At 45.9% G+C, this 20473-nt stretch carries 16 protein-coding genes, 2 tRNA genes, 1 riboswitch and 1 other annotated feature; of the genes, 6 read left to right on the top strand and 12 right to left on the bottom strand.

Features of this window, described 5'->3' with window-relative positions; genetic code table 11:
- Positions 1-33 precede the first annotated feature (33 nt).
- Complete coding sequence (locus A5883_RS00160; protein ID WP_005227705.1) at positions 34-2196, bottom strand: PBP1A family penicillin-binding protein; 2163 nt, start codon at positions 2194-2196, stop codon at positions 34-36.
- 191 nt (positions 2197-2387) lie between these two features.
- On the opposite strand from A5883_RS00160, the gene A5883_RS00155 reads away from it, so the two are divergent.
- Positions 2388-3242 carry an RluA family pseudouridine synthase gene (locus tag A5883_RS00155; protein ID WP_086337752.1) on the top strand — a complete coding sequence of 285 codons (855 nt, stop codon included), beginning with the start codon at positions 2388-2390 and terminating at the stop codon, positions 3240-3242.
- A 95-nt stretch (positions 3243-3337) separates the two neighbouring features.
- Here A5883_RS00155 and A5883_RS00150 read toward each other — a convergent pair whose 3' ends face one another.
- From A5883_RS00150 to A5883_RS00140, 3 genes are all read right to left on the bottom strand, one after another.
- Positions 3338-4360, bottom strand: coding sequence for a M23 family metallopeptidase (locus tag A5883_RS00150; RefSeq protein WP_086337751.1), 1023 nt, complete (start codon positions 4358-4360; stop codon positions 3338-3340).
- A gap of 196 nt (positions 4361-4556) precedes the next feature.
- The gene (locus tag A5883_RS00145; RefSeq protein ID WP_074934655.1) at positions 4557-5276 is read right to left on the bottom strand and encodes a pseudouridine synthase; all 720 of its coding nucleotides are present in this window, start codon (positions 5274-5276) and stop codon (positions 4557-4559) included.
- A gap of 69 nt (positions 5277-5345) precedes the next feature.
- On the bottom strand, positions 5346-6992 hold the full coding sequence (locus A5883_RS00140; RefSeq protein ID WP_080650821.1) for a putative polysaccharide biosynthesis protein: 1647 nt from the start codon (positions 6990-6992) through the stop codon (positions 5346-5348).
- Positions 6993-7191: 199 nt separating this feature from the next.
- On the opposite strand from A5883_RS00140, the gene murE reads away from it, so the two are divergent.
- Positions 7192-8712 carry a UDP-N-acetylmuramyl-tripeptide synthetase gene (gene murE, locus A5883_RS00135; protein ID WP_086337750.1) on the top strand — a complete coding sequence of 507 codons (1521 nt, stop codon included), beginning with the start codon at positions 7192-7194 and terminating at the stop codon, positions 8710-8712.
- A 71-nt stretch (positions 8713-8783) separates the two neighbouring features.
- Here murE and A5883_RS00130 read toward each other — a convergent pair whose 3' ends face one another.
- Positions 8784-9083, bottom strand: coding sequence for a DUF5960 family protein (locus tag A5883_RS00130; RefSeq protein ID WP_005227682.1), 300 nt, complete (start codon positions 9081-9083; stop codon positions 8784-8786).
- A gap of 220 nt (positions 9084-9303) precedes the next feature.
- On the opposite strand from A5883_RS00130, the gene A5883_RS00125 reads away from it, so the two are divergent.
- Positions 9304-9534, top strand: a complete 231-nt coding sequence (locus A5883_RS00125) for a hypothetical protein (protein WP_005227680.1) — start codon at positions 9304-9306, stop codon at positions 9532-9534.
- 105 nt (positions 9535-9639) lie between these two features.
- Here the strand turns inward: A5883_RS00125 and leuS are convergent, their stop codons facing one another.
- On the bottom strand, positions 9640-12054 hold the full coding sequence (gene leuS, locus A5883_RS00120; protein ID WP_010749009.1) for a leucine--tRNA ligase: 2415 nt from the start codon (positions 12052-12054) through the stop codon (positions 9640-9642).
- An 87-nt stretch (positions 12055-12141) separates the two neighbouring features.
- Positions 12142-12361: a binding site (T-box leader), on the bottom strand.
- Positions 12362-12403: 42 nt separating this feature from the next.
- Complete coding sequence (locus tag A5883_RS00115; RefSeq protein WP_086337749.1) at positions 12404-14101, bottom strand: LysM peptidoglycan-binding domain-containing protein; 1698 nt, start codon at positions 14099-14101, stop codon at positions 12404-12406.
- Positions 14102-14401: 300 nt separating this feature from the next.
- Here A5883_RS00115 and A5883_RS00110 point away from each other — a divergent pair, with 300 nt between their 5' ends.
- From A5883_RS00110 to A5883_RS00100, 3 genes are read left to right on the top strand one after another with little or no spacing between them, the layout of a single operon-like run.
- Entirely contained in the window at positions 14402-15052 is a 651-nt protein-coding gene (locus A5883_RS00110) for a phosphatase PAP2 family protein (protein WP_005227675.1), read from the top strand.
- A gap of 14 nt (positions 15053-15066) precedes the next feature.
- Positions 15067-16050 carry a TIGR01212 family radical SAM protein gene (locus A5883_RS00105; RefSeq protein WP_010749006.1) on the top strand — a complete coding sequence of 328 codons (984 nt, stop codon included), beginning with the start codon at positions 15067-15069 and terminating at the stop codon, positions 16048-16050.
- Positions 16025-16603: a tRNA (mnm(5)s(2)U34)-methyltransferase gene (locus tag A5883_RS00100; RefSeq protein WP_034857576.1), complete on the top strand. Its 579-nt coding sequence runs from the start codon at positions 16025-16027 to the stop codon at positions 16601-16603. Before A5883_RS00105 ends, A5883_RS00100 begins: the two co-directional genes overlap by 26 nt.
- 24 nt (positions 16604-16627) lie before the next feature.
- Here A5883_RS00100 and A5883_RS00095 read toward each other — a convergent pair whose 3' ends face one another.
- From A5883_RS00095 to A5883_RS00075, 5 genes are all read right to left on the bottom strand, one after another.
- Complete coding sequence (locus A5883_RS00095; RefSeq protein WP_005227672.1) at positions 16628-17407, bottom strand: alpha/beta hydrolase; 780 nt, start codon at positions 17405-17407, stop codon at positions 16628-16630.
- A gap of 22 nt (positions 17408-17429) precedes the next feature.
- Complete coding sequence (locus A5883_RS00090) at positions 17430-18887, bottom strand: MDR family MFS transporter (protein WP_086337748.1); 1458 nt, start codon at positions 18885-18887, stop codon at positions 17430-17432.
- A gap of 66 nt (positions 18888-18953) precedes the next feature.
- Positions 18954-20138: a methionine adenosyltransferase gene (gene metK, locus A5883_RS00085; protein ID WP_005233362.1), complete on the bottom strand. Its 1185-nt coding sequence runs from the start codon at positions 20136-20138 to the stop codon at positions 18954-18956.
- Positions 20136-20217: riboswitch (SMK box riboswitch) on the bottom strand. It overlaps the preceding gene by 3 nt.
- Before the next feature lie 91 nt (positions 20218-20308).
- Positions 20309-20380: transfer RNA gene (locus A5883_RS00080), tRNA-Glu, on the bottom strand.
- A 15-nt stretch (positions 20381-20395) separates the two neighbouring features.
- A tRNA-Ile gene (locus A5883_RS00075) sits at positions 20396-20469 on the bottom strand.
- Between the last annotated feature and the right edge of the window lie 4 nt (positions 20470-20473).

The raw sequence follows: 20473 nt of genomic DNA, 5'->3' as shown, positions 1-20473 counted from the left end.
CTCAGGTTCTAGACTAGCAGTTGCCTAATTCCTTTAATTTCCGCTGATGGAATTCCACAAGCCGCCAAACAGTTCTTTCGTTCCTTCTTTGATCTTGCTGCCGAATTCCTTCATACCTTCTTTGGCGCTTTCGGCAAAGTCATCGATGGTTTTCTGCCAATCATTGCCATTTTGTGACGTACTGCTCTCAGGATCTGGTACTTCATCGGCTGCCATCAATTTTCCGCCTGTCCAATAAGCGTCTGCGACTTGGAACTGGGTACCTTGACTATAAGGCAGTAAGCTTTCGGCCTCTGCTTTGAATATTTTCCCAACGACTTGCCCACTGGTTCCCGTTAAGTAATGATCTTCACTCACATGCTCAAATCCTAACCAAGTTGAAAGAACCATATCAGGAGTATAGCCGACGATCCATTGGTCATTGACCTTAGAAGCATCAAAGTTGGTCTCTGTCGTACCCGTCTTACCGGCGATCGTAAAGCCGTACGGACTGGCACTAACACCCGTCCCGTTAGAAAAGGTGCCGAGCATCATGCTCGTCATTTTATCAGCGGTCTCTTTAGAAATCACCCGTTTGCCTTGCACAGACGTATTGTCAACGATCACGGCACCAGTTGAATCAACGATTTTGGTGATCAAATGCGGTTTGTAGTAATACCCGCCATTTGCGAAAACGCCATACGCTGCTGCCATCGTCATGGGTGATTCCCCTTTTTCCAAACCACCTAATGCTAAGCCATAATATTTGTCGGATTCGGTCAAGGAAAGTCCAAACTCTTGTGCTTTGCTGTACCCACGATCTAAGCCGATCTCATGCAACAGCCAAACTGCTGGCAGATTCAGGCTTTGGGCGAGGGCTTGATACATGACTGCTTCGCCAGCATAGGTCCCATCAAAGTTTTGAGCATCATAAAAATCGAGGGGCTCGTCTTTCAGGATACTATCGGGTTCAAACCCAGCTTCTAGGGCAGGGGCGAAGACGCTGATCGGTTTGATCGTGGAGCCTGGTGAACGTTTCATTTGCGTGGCAAAATTAAAGCCTCTAAAGACGTGCTCGCCACGACGACCCACCACCGCTTGCACCCCACCGGTATTCGGATCAAGTGCGACAGAGCCTGATTGCACCATCGTGCCATCAGCGGCATTTTCAGGGAACAAGGCATCGTTTTTATAGGCAGCTTCCATTTGCGCTTGGTAGTTTTGATCCAGTGCTGTATAGATCTTGTAGCCGCGATTCATGACATCATCGGCGTCCAACCCATAGGATTCAGCTTCATCGATGACCGCATCGAAATAATAAGGATACTTATAGCCAGATTCTGAATTGCCAAATCCATCATACAGTAAATTGGCTAAGGCAACTTGTGATTCTTGGTCAGCAACGGACTGGTCCAACTTGCCGTTATCCACCATCAAACTCAAGACGGTATCGCGACGGTTCGTGGCGTTTTCCAGATTGTCGATCGGGTTATAGATCGAAGGACCTTTGAGCATCCCCACCAACGTCGCAGCTTCTCCCACGCTTAGTTCAGAAGCATTGACACCGAAATATTTTAGCGAGGCATCTTGAATGCCCCAAACCCCGTTACCAAAATAGGAACTGTTCAAATACATTTCCAAAATCTCATCTTTAGAATATTTCTTCTCGATCTCGATCGCTAAGAAAAGCTCCTTGGCTTTTCGACTAAAGGTTTGATCCAAGGACAGATAGGCATTTTTGGCAAGCTGCTGGGTGATGGTACTTCCCCCACCGCCTTCGGCACTGCGGTTGACCAGCATGCGCAGGGCTGCTCGAGCGATCCCCTTGATATCAAACCCGTGGTGATTATAGAAGTTGCGGTCTTCGGTTGAGATCAAGGCGTTGACCACATCACTGGAAATGGCATCAAGAGAAACGTACGTGCCTTTTTGCGAGTACAACTGCCCTGCTTCATCACCATTGGCATCAAAAATCACCGTCGATTCTTTCAGACCTGACTCTAATTCACTGACTTTCGTATTTTTGGCGATATAAAACAAATACCCGCTCATGATTAAGATAGCAACTAAACTAAGTAAAATAAAAATTTTATTTACGTGGTATTTTTTCCAAACCCGCTTGCGCCATTGATGAAATTGCTGCAAATACGGTTTTAACCAGCGCCAAAAGGTCAGCCAACCGGTCTTTATTTTGTGAAGGATGTGTTTCCAATCCATTACTTCACGCTCCTTTGGTTAAGTGTAGCATAAATGACTTTCTTTGTTATACGGCTCTAGACGTAATTTCATTCGAAAAGAATGCTTTATTATTCTAGCATTGAATGCTCTGTTTTTTATTGTTTTTTTTATAAGAAAAGCTTAAAGATGCTATAATAGTCGATAGCGAACAGCAAAGAAAGGACGTTTTTATGGAATACACCATGACTTTACCCGAAAATCACCCGCCCATGCCGCTTCGCGATTTGTTGGAACGGGAGTGGCTCGTCCCACGAAAAGTGCGTCATTTTCTGCGCACACGGAAAAATGTTACCGTCAATCAGCAGCCCGCGATGTTTCATCAAGAAGTTCGTGGCGGCGATCAAATCACTTTGGTCATTGAAGACAGTGATTACAGCTATCAGCCGATCCAGTTAGGCCAAGCAAACAAAGTCGACGTACTTTTTGAAGATGAACACTTATTGGTGCTGAACAAGCCTGCGGGGGTCAAGACGCACCCCAATCAGCCATTAGAAGCAGATACCCTATTGAATGATGCAGCTGCTTACCTTGCGCCGAAACAGCAGCAGCCTTATGTGGTCCATCGTCTAGACAAAGAAACCAGCGGTGTCGTTTTATTCGCAAAAAATCCTTTGGTGTTGCCGATCTTGGGCCGAATGTTGGAAAACAAACAGATTTTCCGCCGCTATCAAGCCACGGTTTGGGGCAAACTTACGCAAGATCAAACGATCGCCAAAAAAATCGGTCGTGACCGTCACGATCGTCGCAAGCGGATCATTGACCCCCGCAACGGTCAGTCAGCCGTCACCCATGTAACCATCGCCCACACCCAACAAAAGACGACCGATGTGTATTGTGTGTTAGATACGGGGAGGACGCACCAAATTCGCGTCCACCTTGCCAGTATCGGTCATCCCGTCGTCGGTGACCCGCTTTACCAAAACAAACCAGCGCCGCGTTTGCTGCTGCATGGCTATGAATTGCATCTGGAGCATCCCTTTACCAAAGAACAGTTAGTGATTATCGCTCAACCGGGCTTGTGGTAAACAAAAAAAAGCATGACGACTTGAGGAACCCCTCTTGTCAGTCATGCTTTTTGGTTTCAGATGTTTTTTTCAATGTTTCTACTCGGTGCTTCGGCTTATAGCGGTAAGTAAGCTGCTGGATCAACGAAATCCGACCACAACGTCTTACTCAATCCAAAGTGCAAATGGACGCCAGTCGAGTTTCCAGTCGTCCCCATCGTACCTACTTGCTCGCCAACTGCAACGGTTGCCCCCTTCGAGACACTGACAGCTGTTAAGTGAAAATAATACGAGTAAAAGCCGTTATCATGAGCCAAAATCACGTAATTTCCAGTGCTTAGGCCATAGCCAGCATCTTCTACCTGTCCATCACGAGCGGCGACGATCTTCTCCCCCGCTTGACCTGTGAAGTCGATCCCGTCATGCTGCGTCCCTGAAAAACCAGTCGGGTCTGCTCGAGTACCAAAACCGCTGGAGATCGACACGGAGCCCGTGATTGGCAGTGAAAATTCACTGGCTGCTGCTTTCTCTGCTGCTTCTTTGGCTTTTTGTTTTGCTTCTTCAGCGGCTTTTGCTTCTTTGTCCACTTTTTCTTGCAAGTCTTGTACTTGCGCTTGCGTTTGCTGCAGCTGCTCTTGTTGGCTCTGCAATTCTTCTTTTGCTGTTGCTAGTTGTTCTTTACTATGTACTAATTGGGCTTGCGTCAAGGTTTGGTACGAAGTGATTCGTTGCTGTTGGGCTTCTTTTTCCGCCAATTGTTGGTTCACTTCCCGTAAAGCCGCTTGTTGTTCACTAAACTTGCGTAGTTGTTGGATCGTGGCTTGTGGTCCGTCGACTACCAGGCTGCTTGGCGCTTGGCTTTCTTGATGCTGGGCTTTTTGGTCATTCAGAGCAGCGATCTGCGTTTGAACTTCCTGGCTTTCTTGTGCTAATTGGGTTAATTCTTCCTGATAATCCGCTAGTTGACTTTCCAGCGCTGTGACTTTCTGTTGGCTAGTGGTGACTTCCTCTTCATACGTTGCAAGTTCTGCAGTCAAAACCGTCAGTTCCTCAGTGCTCTTCGTTTCAGCAGCATAACTGACAGCTGGCTGGAAAAGCGGCAACGTAAGGGCGAGCAATAAAAAAATCTTTTTCTTCAATGAGGCAACTCCTTCTTTTTTTTAGTAGCTTGGCTACTTTAACATGCTTATTCATGAAAAAAAAGAGGGTTTTTCCAACAGTTTAAAGTCTATTGTTGCAAATTTTCATGTAAATTACCTATAAAACGGGCTTTTTTTACAAATATTGCAGCCGAATAACAACTTTTATAAGAATTTCTTTAGCTCGCCAATCGTCTTATCCTCGCTCTTGCAGCTTCGCCAATTCCTCAGACGTTAATTCCCGATACTCGCCTAATGCCAAATCATCTGGCAAGGACAGCCCGCCCATGCGAATCCGTTTCAAATAAACGACTTCTTTTCCTACTGCATGGACCATCCGTTTGACTTGATGAAACTTGCCTTCATGGAGGATCAGTTTGATCTCGCTGCGCATTTCGTCTTCATCGACGTTGAGGATCTGCAGCTCAGCCGGCAAAGTCCACTCGCCGTCTAATTTGATGCCTTTGGCAAAGATTTTTTGATCCTCCGCTGTCATGATTCCCTCGACTTGGGCATAATATTCTTTTTCCACATGCTTTTTAGGCGACAATAATTGATGCGCCAATCCGCCATCGTTCGTAATCAGCAAAAAGCCTTCGGTGTCTTTATCCAACCGTCCTACTGGAAACAGATCTTCGCGAAATGCTTCTTCAGAAAACAAATCTAAGACCGTCTCTTCATAGGAATCGACGGTTGCCGAAATCACGCCGGCGGGTTTATTCAGCAAATAATAAAACTGGCTTTGATAGACGATGGGTTCCCCCTCAAAACAAACGGTATCTTGTGTTTCTTGTACTTGTGCTTTGTCACTCTTGATGACTTGTCCATTGACGGTCACGAGACCTTTTTTGATCAACTGTTTCACTTCTTTGCGGGAGCCATAACCCATATCCGCTAAAAACTTGTCTAAACGCATCGGTTTCTTCCTTTCATATAAAACAGCCGCCAAGGTCTCGCAAAGGAGGCTCAGCGGCTGCTTCTAGTTTTATTTGATGTGTAATTTCTGGCGTAAACGAACCATTGATGAGCCGAGTAATTTTTCAGCTAAACGCAATTTCAGCGCAATGTAGATGTATACACTGCCGCCGACTCCTGCTACTAGCAGGCTCAAGATAAAGGCTTGGACTTTTCTTTCAGAGCTCAAGACAAGCCCAAAGAGTTGGCGAGCGATCAACGCTGCGATCACCATAATGATCGTCATCGCGCCAATCAATAATGTCCGTCGCAACGTTAAGTTTACATTGAAATGGCCTTTGCGAATCATTTTGCGAATATTCAGCCAGCAGACGATCCCTAAGGCAATCGTGGTAGAAACCAATGGACCGTAGACTTGGAACAAACGAATCGCTGGATACTGCAAGATCACTTTCACCAGTAACCCTACAAAGAAGAAAACAACCGCTTCTTTGTTGTGGTACATCCCTTGCAGCATACTCGAACTAAGCATAAACAAGCCTAAGACCAAACCAGACAGACAGGCAGCGACTAAGACGCTCGCCCCTAACGCATCTGGACGATAAAACAAGGTGTATAGGGGATAAGACAGTACGATCATCCCAAAGGTCGCTGGAAACATTACAAAGGAATACAATTGCAAGTTGTTGCTGATCAATTTAGCTAAGTTCTTTTTGTCTTTTTTGGCGACTGCTTCACTGATCAAAGGCAGGCCCGTTGAAGCCATGGAAGTAGCTAATCCGATAACCACCATTGTCAACTTATCAGGGTTGCTGCCGAAAATCGCCATTAGTTCTAAGAGCTGATCATTTGAAAATTCGGTAAAACTGCTCATCATTCGAACAAAGGTGTACTGATCCACCAATTTTAAAATCGTGATCCCAGAGCCTACGATAATAAAAGGGATCGCTTCTTTGATGGTCGCTAAAACCAACTCTTTGGTTTGCAGCACCGTTTCTTCTTTACTCATATCGACTAAAACATCCATCCGCACCCGCTGCTTTTGGAAGTAATAGCCTAATACCAAAATGCTGGCTAAGACACCGATAAAGGCGGCAAAGGTCGATTGCGTCACGGCTGCCGTGTATTCGCCTTCGATGACCCGCATAATGATGAAGGTCGCTAAAAGCATATAACAGACACGTGCAATTTGTTCCACCACTTGCGAGATCGCAAAAGGTTTCATGTCTTGGTTTCCTTGGAAATACCCTCGCATGACACTCATACAAGGAAAGACCAATAGTGCAATGCTCAATGAGCGCATTGCAGGAATCAATTCTTCCCCGCCACCTGAAGCCGTTGCCAACCATGGGGCTGCCAAATACATGATGCCGGCGGTCACCACGCCAAAGCCTGCCATCAATTGGAAGGCTCTTAAAAAGAGCTTCTGGCTCGTGCGGTATTCTTGGCGAGAATTATAAAAAGAAATCTGTTTGGCAATTGCCGATGGGATCCCCGCAGTGGAGATCATTAAAAATAAGGCGTAAACATTATAGCCCATTCCAAATAACGCATTTGCTTTATCCGCATTTGCGCCCATCCAATAATACCAGGGTAAAATGTAAATGGCGCCAAGCAAGCGTGAGCCGATATTTCCCATCGTCATCCAAGCAGATCCTTGAGCCATTTTTTCTTGTGTAGTTAATTCTTTTGACACTGAACGCATGTGATTATCCATCGCCATTATCTCCAACTTTCTACAAACATATCCCTTCCATTTTAATTCGAAAAAGGGTTGGTCGCAATCTATTTTTGCAACATCTTAAAGTTTCTTCAAAATAAGGAGAAAAAAAAGAAAACTTTTCCCTCCCAAACGGCGGTTTTTAGGAGTTATGCTATAATAAGAGAAATCTTTAGAGGAATGAAGGAGAACAACGATGCAAAAGGAACTCATTACCGTGCCACAGATCCGCAAGCTCTTATTGCAGGAAAACCTATTGAAAGAAATCATCACCCCCACTGATTGGGTTTATACCGTGCCGCAAGAAATGACTGATCTTGCCTTTACCTCATTAAGCTACGACTCGCGAACAGCCGATGCGGCGACGCTTTTTTTCTGTAAAGGGGCTTCTTTTAAAGAAAGCTACCTGGCTGCCGCCATTGACCAAGGGATTCAGTGCTACATTTCAGAAACTCCCTATGACAACTTTGCAACTTATGGAATCATCGTCACCGACATTCGAGAAACGATGGCAGTGATCGCTCAAGCGTTTTATGGCCATCCTCAAGAACAGTTGGTGACCATCGGCATCACGGGAACAAAAGGCAAAACCAGCTGCGCCTATTTTGCTCGGGCGATTTTAGCAGAATCGACGGGTCAAAAAGTAGCATTCTTTTCATCTGAGGAAAACTCAGTCGACGGAAAAACCTTTAATGAAGCAGTGTTGACGACCCCCGAAACACTGGATCTTTATAAGATGATGGCCGAGGCTGTCGCAAACGGCATGACCCATCTTGTGATGGAGGTTTCTTCCCAAGCCTATAAAACCAAACGAGTCGCCGGTATTACCTTTGATATTGGCGCGTTCTTGAATATTTCGCCTGATCACATTGGACCAGTGGAACATCCAACTTATGATGATTACCTTTACTGCAAACGGGAACTGATCCGCAACAGCAAACAAATGATTTTAAATCGTCAAAGCGATCACTACCACTTGCTGCGAGAAACTTGTGAAGTCCATCAAGTTCCTTATATCACCTACGGACGTTCAGACGCCGATTATGTCGTCCAAGAAGGAATGGACCTAAAGAGTTTTGCCCTGACAGCTGCTTCTGATGTCTTGCAAGTCTCTGGTGAATATCAACTGGGGATCTTAGGTTCTTTCAACCATGAGAATGCCGCAGCGGCGATTTTGGCTGCCTGCTTAGCGGGTGCCTCTCGTGAGGACGCTCAGAAAGTCCTGCCGACAGTGATCATCCCTGGACGAATGATCGTTTTAGAAAAAGAAAATGGCGCCGTCATGATCGTTGACTATGCCCACAATTACCTGAGCTTCCAATCATTAAGTGAACTTGCCCGTCAATTACGCCCAGATGGTCGCCTGCTTTTTGTCACTGGCAGTGCTGGCGGCAAAGCCCAATCTCGCCGAGCAGATATGGGACGAGCGCTAGGAGAATATGCGGACAAAGTCTACCTGACCAGCGATGATCCTGATTTTGAAGAAGCAGCTGCGATCGCAAAAGAAATTGCAGATGCTATCACCAATCCTGAAGTTGCCATCATTCATGAGATGGATCGGGCTCAAGCCGTCAAATTGGCGATCGCTGAAGCAGACGGTCGTGATATCGTGATTATTGCGGGCAAAGGCGCCGAACAATACTTGAAAGTCGCTGGAAAAAAAGTCCCTTACATCGGTGACTTGACCTTAGCGCAGCAGCAAGCCAAACACCAATAGCAACAAGTTGCCTCAACAAAAAAACTTTCAGATGATTTAACAGATCATCTGAAAGCTTTTTTTCTGCGTGACTAAGGTTGTTCGTCTTCGTAAGTCTCATAGACATAGGGTGCGCCATCATAACGGAATTCTGTTGAAATGGCGGCGTCAAGGTCTTCGGTAAACATTCGTTTGCTGAAAGGAAACAAAAAGACTTGCCCTTCTTTGGCATCTTCGGCTGCTAAACGGTAAAACAGCTCTTCTTCTGTTAATTGTTGATTCAACTGTTCCAAGACATCGGCAGTGACTGCCTCTTCCTCATAGCCAGGTTTGGCAATCCGTGCATAATCTTCAAAAAAAGCCGACTGGCCTTCAAATGATTGATACTCCATGTAAGTCCCCTCTTTCTTTTCTCTTACTTTATTATACGAGAGTCCGTGAGGATCAGCGAATAATATGATCGGTCTACAGGGGAATTTTTACTCTTCTGGTGCTTAAATATGTCAGAAACATTTCAAGTGTATTACGAATCAATTATTTGACAAAATCAGATTGAACACGCATCCAAATTTTGTATAATGATACATAGAGACTATAAAAGGGGCAAATGTAATGAACAACGCAAAGAAAAAAATTTTCGTCGGTACTGGTGCTGCAATTGGTTTTGTCGCAATCGTTGCTATGATGGCTCAGTTCATGATTTCCAATCATCTATTTGGCGGAAGTGATGCTTCATCAGAAATTTTCACTCGCGCTACGTATCCAAACGGCTTTCTACTAGTGATCTTGATTCCATTGGTCGCAACAGCCGCTTTGTTCTATGGGATCATTCGCAAAAAATAACAAAAAAGTGTTGCTGAGAACTACTCAGTAACACTTTTTTTCTTTGTCGTCACCAAAAAGCTGCCTAACAGACCCTCGATCTGCTAGGCAGCTATTTTTTAGCGTTTAGTTTGCAACGATATTGACCAATTTGTTCGGTACGACGATCACTTTACGGATCGTTTTTCCTTGGAGCTGTTCTTGGACAAGTTCGTTTTCTTGCGCCAATTGTTCAAGCACTGCTTTTTCGGCATCCGCTGGCACCATTGCTTTGGCGCGAACTTTGCCGTTGACTTGAAAGACGACTTCGATCTCGTCTTCCACTAGGGCACTTTCGTCATAGGTTGGCCATGGCACATAAGAGATCCCATGGTCATTCCCGAGGATCGACCATAGCTCTTCCCCGATATGCGGTGCGATCGGAGCCAATAGCTGCACAAATCCTTCGACATATTCGTAAGGCAAGGCATCGGCTTTGTACGCTTCATTGACAAAGACCATCAATTGGGAAATCGCCGTATTGAAATGCAGCTGCTCAAAATCTTCCGTCACTTTCTTAACGGTTTGATGGTAAACTTTCGACAATTTGCCATCGTTGAATGTCGTGATGCGGTCACGCATTTTGCCATTTTCATCGACGATCAAGCGCCACACACGATCCAAGAATTTACGACTGCCTTCAAGACCATTCTCATTCCAAGCGATCGATGCATCCAATGGTCCCATAAACATTTCATATAGACGCAAAGTATCCGCACCGTATTGATTGATGACATCATCTGGATTGACGACGTTGCCGCGGGATTTTGACATTTTTTCATTGTTTTCCCCAAGGATCATCCCTTGGTTGAACAATTTTTCAAATGGTTCTTTCGTTGGCACGACACCGATATCATACAAGAATTTATGCCAGAAGCGAGCATAAAGCAAGTGCAAGACAGCGTGCTCTGCGCCACCGATATAAATATCGACTGGCATCCAGCGTTTCAATTTGTCGTAGTCTGCCAAAACAGACTTATTATGAGGATCGATAAAGCGCAAGAAATACCATGAACTTCCAGCCCATTGCGGCATCGTATTGGTTTCACGACGTCCTTTTTTTCCAGTTTCAGGGTCGGTGACATTGACCCAATCTGTGACATTGGCTAATGGCGATTCACCAGTACCGCTTGGTTTGATATTGTCGGTTTTTGGCAAACGCAACGGCAGCTGATCTTCAGGAAGCGTCGTAGTCGTACCATCTTCCCAATGGATGATTGGGATTGGCTCTCCCCAATACCGTTGGCGAGAGAACAACCAATCGCGAAGACGATAGCTGACTTCTTTTTTCCCAACGTGGTTTTCTTCCAACCATGCGACCATTTTTTCGATGGCTGTCTCTTTGTCTAGCCCATCCAAAAAGTCTGAATTGATATGCAGTCCATCTTCGGTATAGGCAGATTCTTCCACGTTGCCCCCTGCCAATACAGGAATGATCTCTAAGCCAAATGTTTTGGCAAATTCGTGGTCACGTTCGTCATGGGCAGGAACCGCCATGATCGCACCTGTTCCATAAGAAGCCAAAACATAATCGGCGATCCAAATCGGGATCTCTTTACCATTCACGGGATTGATGGCATAGGCACCTGTGAAGACACCAGTTTTTTCTTTGGCCAAATCTGTTCGGTTCAAATCAGATTTTTTCGACGCTTCTTCTACATAGGCATCAATGGCTGCTTTTTGTTCTGGTGTAGTGATTTGGGCCACTAGCTCATGTTCTGGTGCCAATACGGCGTAGGTCGCACCAAACAAGGTATCTGGGCGAGTCGTAAAGACGGTAAAGTCTTTTTCCATCCCTGCCACTTTAAACGTAACGTTGGCTCCGACCGAACGTCCGATCCAATTGCGTTGCATTTCTTTGATGCTTTCTGGCCAATCAACTTCTTCTAAATCGTCCAACAAACGATCAGCATACGCCGTGATTTTCAGCATCCATTGGCGCATCGGTTTGCGGATCACATCGTAGCCGCCCCGTTCGCTTTTGCCGTCAATGACTTCTTCATTGGCGATCACGGTCCCAAGCTCTGGTACCCAGTTTACTGGAACTTCGGCTTCATAAGCTAACCCTTTTTCATAAAGCTTGGTAAAGATCCATTGCGTCCACTTGTAGTACTCGGGATCTGTCGTATTGATTTCACGATTCCAGTCATAGCTGAATCCTAGCGCATTGATTTGACGGCGGAAGGTCTCAATATTTTTCTTCGTGAATTCCGCTGGATCATTTCCAGTGTCTAATGCATATTGTTCGGCAGGCAGACCAAAGGCATCCCAGCCCATTGGGTGCAGTACATTGTACCCTTGGCTGCGTTTGAAGCGGCTCAAGATATCCGTAGCTGTATAGCCTTCTGGATGTCCGACATGTAATCCTTGTCCAGATGGATACGGGAACATATCTAGCGCATAAAATTTTGGTTTGTCCGGCTCATCATGGGTGTTGAATTCATTTTTCTTTGCCCAATATTTTTGCCATTTTTTTTCGATTTCTTTGTGATTGTAATTCACGATGGACTCCTCCTAAAAAATTGGTGTTTTGCTCGTCAAATCAACCAGCAAAACTTAAAAAAAGTCCTATAAAAATCGCTATGATTTTTATAGGACGTTATCAACGTGGTACCACCTAAGTTTATCTGCTCCTCAAAAAAGCAGACCTCGATGTTTTAACGGCCATCGCCGTATCTGCCTAGCCAAATCAGGTTCAGTCAGATATCACTCGAAGACGAGTTCGAAAGGTGTGCTGTGCATTTCCACCAACCATGCACTCTCTAAAAGTCCCACCGTACTTCTACTATTCCTTCTCAAACGTGAAAGTTTCTTTGCACTTATCCTAACAAAAATCATTAGGAATAGCAATCTATTTTACCCTAACTGTTTGTCCTGGGTAAATAAAGTTATTTTGAATATTGTTCCATTGGATAAATTGATCCGTCGTGATGCCGAACTTATCTGCGATCCCCCAAACGGAATCCCCCGATGCGACCTTGTACGTACCATTTGTCGCTGAATTGCTGGTAGTAGCTGCCGTGCCGCCTTGCTTGACGACCACCTTTTGTCCTGGATAGATAAAATCATTTTTGATGTTGTTCCAGCTGCGGAATTGGTCCATCGAAATCCCGTGTTTATTGGCAACTGACCAGACTGAATCACCAGAAGCCACCGTATAGGTGTTGCCTGCAGCACTGCTGCTGGTTTGGCTGCTGACGGTCGTGCTCGTCGTTGTACTTGTACGGGTAGAACTACCGCTGACAACCACCTTTTGACCTGGATAAACATAGTCGTTTTTTATATTGTTCAAGCTGCGGAACTGATCCATCGAGATGCCATGCTTGTTAGCGATCGACCAGACTGAATCGCCAGCTGCCACCGTGTAGGTGCCGCCACTGCTTTGACTAGCCGTTGATGCCGTGCTGACGGTCGTAGTACTGCTGGTATTCGTAGACGAACCACCGCTAACGACAACTTTTTGCCCTGGATAGACAAAATCATTTTTGATGTTGTTCAAACTGCGAAATTGATCCATCGAAATGCCATGCTTATTGGCGATCGACCAAACGGAATCGCCAGAAACTACGGTGTAGGTATTGCCTGATGTAGTTGCTGAAGCATTGCGATTGACGATCGATACCGTTGAAGTTGCCGAAGTACTTTGGGCGCTGCCGTTGACTTTCAAGGTTTGTCCTGGATAAACAAAATCGTTTTTGATATTGTTCAAACTGCGCAGCTGATCCATGGAGATGCCATGTTTGTTGGCGATCGACCAGACTGAGTCCCCCGAAGCGACTGTATAGGTTTGACTACCGCTCGTGCTGACAGCTGATGTCGTGGTCGTCGTACTCGTTGAAGCACTGGCTGTGGCGCCACCACCGGCATTGCCAGAAGCTGGCGTGTCATATTTCGTCAACCCAAATTGCTGGATCACGGCATTCAGTGAAGAGGCATAGTTTGGTGCAGTCGCATAACGGCCTGCTAGCCATGCGGTTGCATCAAGATATGAAGTCGTATTGCTTTTCCAAGCGCCAGAATAATACGCGACGCCGCTTTGTAAAGAAGTTGAGCGTAAAGTACGTGCGTTATCTTCAAATGATTGCGTGTAAGATGGGTAACGCTTAAAGGGTTCATTCATAGTCAACCATTGGTTGTTCAAATATTCTAAGGTACTCATATAAACGGTTTGACCGTTATAGCTGCCTTTGATTCCGAAAAGATTGTAATTCGGTGCTTTTGATAAGCTGCTTCGGCCCCAACCACTTTCTAAAATGGCTTGCGCGATCATCACAGAAGCATATAGATCGTTGGCGTTTGCCACAGGTTGGGCGTACGTAGCGATTTCAGCAATAAACGCGGAAGTATTCGGCGCGGCAAAATTGCTAGTAGAAACTTGGGCGATCGAGGTCTCTACGGCTTCTGCTTGAACCGATGACACCAATGGAGCTACAACAGAGCAAGCAGTCAGTGTTGTTCCTAAAACAACTGCACTTTTTTTGATCACTCGATACTTATCGCCCGATTGGTCTGCTTGACGATGTACTTTTCTTGATTGACTCGTGTTCATGTCCGTTATTCCTCCGTTTTTTCCTTATAGTGAACGTAGGTTTAGTATACAATTTCTTAAGAATTTATAAAAGGTATTTGAGCCGATTTCAGAAACTGTAAACTCTTTGTAATCAAACGAACATTTATTGCAATGAAGCAATTGGCCTGCTCCCGATAAACGTATCGCTTGCTCAGACGAGTAACCCCCTGCTCGTTCCCTGCTTTTTCCGACTTGTGATAAATGCTATAATACCTTCTAGATGTCTCTTTGACTTAATGACAATAATTGACAGAAATTCTCTAGAAACGAGGCTTATCCATGCATAAAAAACTTTATTTTCAATTTGCGGGCAGTTGCTTTTTACTGCTGTTCGTTTTTCTCGGCTATGTCGTGAAATTTTACCCTACTTGGTTGGTCTCCTTTGACGAAACCTTGACTCGCATCATCCGCAGCGGCTACCCGTTTTGGACACCGTTTTTTCTATGGGTCACAAAATTTGCGAATCCTACCACGATCATCTTGCTCTTTCTCGCTGTTTTAGCTGTCTTAGTGATCAACAAGTATTATGCTGAAGCTATATGGCTCAGTATTGGTACCATCGGGATTGCTGGGCTCTTTAATCCATTGATCAAACTGGTCTTTTTACGGGAGCGCCCAACTCTTGAACACTTAGTCACGGAATCAAGTTTCAGTTTCCCCAGTGGACACTCGACGGGCAGTATGATTTTTTATGGAACCTTGCTCTTCTTGGTCCCAGTTTTCTTCAAGCAGCCTTTTTGGCAATGGGGCATCCGCCTTTTGCTGGGCCTTTTGATTGGCTGCATCGGCATCAGCCGTATTTATGTTGGTGTGCATTTCCCCAGTGATGTGTTAGGCGGTTTTTGTGTTGGCCTGTCTTGGCTGCTGTTGACCTATCCGTACTACTTGCAAAAACGCTTTGTCTGGCGCTTCACGCGTAAACAATTATAAAAGAAGGTAAAAAAATGAATCCATTTCCTTATGCAGAAGATAAAAACAAACGATACCATTCGTGGAACTTTGCTTTGCGGCAAGAATTTGGCGAAAAAATCTTTAAAGTCCCCATCGATGCGGGCTTCGACTGCCCCAATCGTGACGGCACCGTTGCCAAAGGCGGCTGTACATTTTGCAGTGTGTCCGGTTCTGGCGATATGATCGTAGCTCCTGAAGCCCCACTGCCAGAGCAGTTTGAAAAAGAGATCGCCATGATGCACAAAAAGTGGCCGCAAGTGGACAAATACATTGTCTATTTTCAAAATTTTACGAACACCCACGCACCGGTGGCAGTGATCCGCGAGCGCTTCGAGCAAGTGCTGACACTACCTGGTGTTGTTGGAATCTCCATCGGGACCCGACCAGACTGCTTACCAGAAGATGTCGTTGACTATCTAGCAGAGCTCAATCAACGCTTTTATTTATGGGTCGAATTAGGACTGCAAACGACGTTTGAAACCACGAGCAATGCCATCAACCGCGCCCATGATTATCAAACTTACTTAGACGGCGTCGCCAGCCTGCGCAAACACAATATTCGTGTCTGTACCCATTTGATCAATGGCCTGCCAGGCGAGACGATCGAGATGATGCAAGAAAATGTCCGCCGCACCATTCAAGATTCTGATATCCAAGGCATCAAACTGCACCTGCTGCATTTGATGCGCAATACTCGGATGCTGCGGGATTATCATGAAGGACGTTTGCAATTGATGCGGCGCGATACCTATGTGTCATTGATCTGCGATCAGTTAGAAATGATCCCCCCAGAGATCATCATTCATCGCTTGACAGGCGATGCACCATGGGATTCTCTGGTAGGTCCAATGTGGAGTTTGAAAAAATGGGAAGTCTTGAATGAGATTGATCAAGAAATGCTGCGCCGCAACTCCTATCAAGGAAAATTCAACGTGCGAAAGGAGCCTGTCAATGCTGCCGACCGCCATGCGCTATAGCCACACCCTTTTAAAAGAAGTTCTGCAGCCGGGACAAACCGCCGTTGATGCCACGATGGGCAACGGCTTCGACACGGAATTACTGGCTTCCTTAGTTGGCCCAACTGGTCAGGTGTTTGCGTTTGATATTCAAGAACAAGCCCTGCAAGCTACCAAAAAGCGGTTGGCTGAAAAAGAGCTGTTGGCGCAAGTCCAGCTGATCCATCAAGGCCATGAGACGTTGGCAGATGTTGTGAGTGGTCCGGTTCACGCCGCCATTTTCAATTTAGGCTACTTGCCGAAAGGGGACAAAGCGATCATCACGCTGCCTGATACAACGAAAACGGCTTTAGAAGCTTTACTGACACGTTTAGCCCCGAAAGGTAGAATCATCCTCGTCTGCTATTATGGACACGCTGGCGGCGAAGCAGAGCTGAAAGAAGTACACTCCTTTTGTCAGCAGCTGCCGCAAGAGGCATTCAATGTCCTTTCCTATCAATTTATCAATCAGCGCAACCAACCGCCGATCTTATTTTGTATCGAACGAAAAAACCATCAGTCCTCGGCACGTTAAGGTGTCGATCGACTGATGGTTTTTTTATTCACTAAAAAGCCATTGCAGGACTCGTTGGATCCATTGATCCCAGAAATTCCAATCATGATCCCCAGTTCCCGATTCAAACGTTACGGCTAGTTTGCGTTTTTGCAGCTTATCCACCGCATATTCACTTGCCGGATACAGCTGATCCTCGGTTCCGCAGCTAATAAAAAAGCGCGGCGCTGTGCTTGGATCGATGGTCTCAATCAGATGGATCAAATCATTTTCTGACCCTTTGAATTGCTCTAATGGTCCAAAAATTCCTTCCCAATAAGCTTGGCTTCGCAGCTGCAGCAAGGAATCCATGCTTTCAGCCAGCGCTAATGCCCCAGACAAAGACGCTACCGCCGCAAACTGGTCAGGCTTTCTCAGCCCGAGTTTTACTGCCCCATAGCCCCCCATCGAAAGCCCAGCCGCAAAAGTTTTTTCTCGTTTTTGCGTCAGCTGAGGAAACAGCTCATGGCAAATCTGTGGTAATTCTTCGGCGATAAAAGTCCAATACTTCATCTCATAGGTCGTATCGGTATACCAACCCAGATCAGTAGACGGCATGATGACCGCTAGTTGATACTCTGCGGCATACCGCTCGATCGACGTCCGTCGCTGCCAGACACTATGATTTCCGTTCATCCCATGCAACAAATAAAGCACCGGGAGATCTGTGCCCGTTGATTGGCTTTGCGTGCCGATTTTTTTCTTGGTACTTTGAGGCAAGATCACATCGATCATTACCTCCATTTCAAGAACATTTGAATAGATATTTGCTTGTAAAAAAGCCATACACTCACCTGCGATCCTTTTTTTATATTGTACCAGATTCTCGCGAAATCGTGCGGGTCAAACCAATCGCTAGCACAATAAGTAAAACACCGATCCCAAAAACCCAGTGTAGACCGCTATAAAGAATCTCCCGTAATTGCCCTAATAATACGGTTGGCAGCTGGCGCGCAGCGGCTGGATCTACTAGCTGATTCATGACACTGCTATCATTGACTTGTGCCTGTGCTAAGCCTACGCTATTACTGGTGTTTAAAACGATACCGAAGACCGCTACCATGATGGTTTGCCCGATCGTTCGCAACAGGGTATTGAAAGAAGTCGCCACGCCGACTTGTGTGGGGCCAACGCTGGTTTGGGCAGTAACCGTACAAACCACCATCGTTGCCCCTAACCCGACGCCAGTAATAGAAGAAATGACCAAGAACAACCAGAATGACGTCTGTGCTGGTGTCAAAAACAGCCACAAAGCACCGGTAGCCGTGATCAACAAGCTAACCGTCAAGACCCAGCTGACACTGTGCTGTGTCAACCAACGGCTGGCTAAGAAGGAACCAATCATCCATAAAATCGACAACGGTGCCAACACAAGCCCGCCAATCCCCGCACTCATGCCTAAGACTCCTTGCATCCACATTGGGATATAAACATCGATCCCCATCAAGAAGCCGCTAGCCAAAGCTGCTACGATATTGACCACCACAAATAATTTTGAGTGAAACAGCTTCAGATCAATAATCGGATCTGCTGCTTTTTTCTCCACCCGAACGAAGCCGATGAACATAAGGACAGAAAAAACGAACAGACTGAGGACAGGCAGACTCACACCATAATCTCCCAGCAACTGGAAGCCTAGCAGGAGCCCTACTAGTGTCAACATCAACAAGAGACTGCCTGCATAATCAATGTTGACTGCAGCAAAGGCCTTTTTTTCTTCATGAAAATAAAACCAAATCAAGGCAATCAGCCCTAATCCAATGGGTACGTTGATAAAAAAGATCCAATGCCACCCGATCGTATCTACGATCAAGCCACCGGCTAAGGGACCAACGACACTGGCGATCCCCCAAGCCGTACTATTGAGCCCTAAGACTTTCGCCCGCTTTTCAACGGGATACAGGTCCGCAATGATCGTTAGGGCAACGGGCATCATGGCACCTGCGCCTAATCCTTGCAACGCTCTGGCAATGATCAACGTCAACATCGTGTTGGCCATCCCACAAAACGCCGACCCGATAATAAACAGCAACGTCCCAAATAAAAAGACTGGTTTGCGGCCGATATTATCGGCAAACTTGCCGTAGATCGGGGTCAACATCGCACTGGTCAAAAGATAGATCGAGAAGACCCAGTTCATGATCTCGATCCCTTTCAATGAACTAACGATGGTAGGCATCGCTGTCGTAATGATCGTTCCTTCGATTGCGGTCATAAACGTTGCGACAAAAACCGCAATGGTGACTAATTTTACATTGGTTCGCATATAACTCCTCCTTTTACTCCAAAAAAAAGAACCTCTATTGATAGTCATCAATAGAGGTCGCCTCTTTTAATCCTTCACACTTGCCAAAAGTGCCGCCACCTTGTCGGTGCGTTCCCATGGCAAATCGATATCTGTACGACCGAAATGTCCGTAAGCGGCAGTCTGACGATAAATCGGACGGCGCAAATCTAACATTTCAATAATTCCTGCTGGTCGCAAATCAAAGTTTTCCCGTACCGCTTGGATCAAGCGCTCGTTGCTGACGGTTCCTGTGCCAAAAGTGTTGATGCTGATCGAAACGGGCTGTGCCACACCGATCGCATAGGCTAATTGTACTTCCACTTTTTTGGCTAGCTTTGCTGCTACGATGTTTTTGGCAATGTAGCGAGCCGCATAGCTGGCTGAACGGTCAACTTTGGTTGCATCTTTTCCAGAAAACGCACCGCCGCCATGACGTGCATAGCCGCCATAAGTATCAACGATGATTTTTCTGCCAGTCAAACCGGCATCCCCTTGAGGACCGCCGATCACAAAACGACCAGTAGGATTGATATAATATTTTGTCTGCTCGTCTAAAAGATCGGCAGGGATCACTTCTTTGATCACTTTTTCGATGACATCACGGTGGATCGTTTCATTATCAGCCGCATCATCATGCTGGGTACTAATAACGACGGTGTCCACTCTTTGTGGTTGATCGTTATCATCATATTCAACGGTTACTTGTGATTTTGCATCTGGACGCAAGTAGCTTAGTTCGTTGTTTTTCCGCAACTCTGCTAAGCGACGTACCAGCCGATGGCTCAACGCGATCGGTAAAGGCATCAATTCAGGTGTTTCATCAACAGCAAAACCAAACATCAAGCCTTGGTCGCCGGCACCGATATCTTCTTTATCCGTTTCTCCACGACTTTCTAAAGCATCGTCAACGCCTTGAGCGATATCTGGTGATTGCTCATCGATCGCTACCAAAACAGCAACCGTATCGCCGTCAAAGCCGAATTTTGCTCGTGTATAGCCGATTTCTTTGATGGTTTCTCGGACGACTTTTTGAATATCTACATAAGCAGAAGTAGAAATTTCTCCAAAGACTAAAACCAATCCGGTAGTAACTGACGTTTCGCAAGCGACCCGTGCCATTGGATCTTCGGCAAGCAACGCATCTAAGATGGCATCACTGATTTGGTCGGCTACTTTGTCTGGGTGTCCTTCTGAAACGGACTCTGATGTAAATAAGTGTTTCTCTGTCATTTTTGTATTCCCCCTAATATATGTTTCGGTTACAAGGCATCTTCGCAGCTGCGAATCCTTTCGGGAACTTGCAACGGACTGATTATAACAAATTTTGACTGCTCATGCTTGAAAAAATGATAAAAAGATCATTTTTGGGCAATAAAAAAACACTCTCAAGAGTGTTTGCATGATCCGTACGGGATTCGAACCCGTGTTACCGCCGTGAAAGGGCGGTGTCTTAACCGCTTGACCAACGGACCAGTTTAAAAATGTAATGGGCCTAAATGGACTCGAACCATCGACCTCACGCTTATCAGGCGTGCGCTCTAACCAGCTGAGCTATAGGCCCCAAA

Source organism: Enterococcus sp. 5B3_DIV0040 (assembly GCF_002140755.1).
GTDB classification, from domain to species: Bacteria; Bacillota; Bacilli; order Lactobacillales; family Enterococcaceae; genus Enterococcus_D; species Enterococcus_D casseliflavus.
This window is presented reverse-complemented; position numbering and strand designations above follow the sequence as displayed.

Bases quoted from the DNA above. Each gene is read 5' to 3' on its own strand.
- A5883_RS00160 (WP_005227705.1), bottom strand. From the start codon at position 2,196: ATGGATTGGAAACACATCCTTCACAAAATAAAGACCGGTTGGCTGACC.
- A5883_RS00155 (WP_086337752.1), top strand. From the start codon at position 2,388: ATGGAATACACCATGACTTTACCCGAAAATCACCCGCCCATGCCGCTT.
- A5883_RS00145 (WP_074934655.1), bottom strand. From the start codon at position 5,276: ATGCGTTTAGACAAGTTTTTAGCGGATATGGGTTATGGCTCCCGCAAA.
- A5883_RS00140 (WP_080650821.1), bottom strand. From the start codon at position 6,992: ATGGATAATCACATGCGTTCAGTGTCAAAAGAATTAACTACACAAGAA.
- murE (WP_086337750.1), top strand. From the start codon at position 7,192: ATGCAAAAGGAACTCATTACCGTGCCACAGATCCGCAAGCTCTTATTG.
- A5883_RS00130 (WP_005227682.1), bottom strand. From the start codon at position 9,083: ATGGAGTATCAATCATTTGAAGGCCAGTCGGCTTTTTTTGAAGATTAT.
- A5883_RS00125 (WP_005227680.1), top strand. From the start codon at position 9,304: ATGAACAACGCAAAGAAAAAAATTTTCGTCGGTACTGGTGCTGCAATT.
- A5883_RS00115 (WP_086337749.1), bottom strand. From the start codon at position 14,101: ATGAACACGAGTCAATCAAGAAAAGTACATCGTCAAGCAGACCAATCG.
- A5883_RS00110 (WP_005227675.1), top strand. From the start codon at position 14,402: ATGCATAAAAAACTTTATTTTCAATTTGCGGGCAGTTGCTTTTTACTG.
- A5883_RS00105 (WP_010749006.1), top strand. From the start codon at position 15,067: ATGAATCCATTTCCTTATGCAGAAGATAAAAACAAACGATACCATTCG.
- A5883_RS00100 (WP_034857576.1), top strand. From the start codon at position 16,025: ATGCTGCCGACCGCCATGCGCTATAGCCACACCCTTTTAAAAGAAGTT.
- A5883_RS00095 (WP_005227672.1), bottom strand. From the start codon at position 17,407: ATGGCTTTTTTACAAGCAAATATCTATTCAAATGTTCTTGAAATGGAG.
- A5883_RS00090 (WP_086337748.1), bottom strand. From the start codon at position 18,887: ATGCGAACCAATGTAAAATTAGTCACCATTGCGGTTTTTGTCGCAACG.
- metK (WP_005233362.1), bottom strand. From the start codon at position 20,138: ATGACAGAGAAACACTTATTTACATCAGAGTCCGTTTCAGAAGGACAC.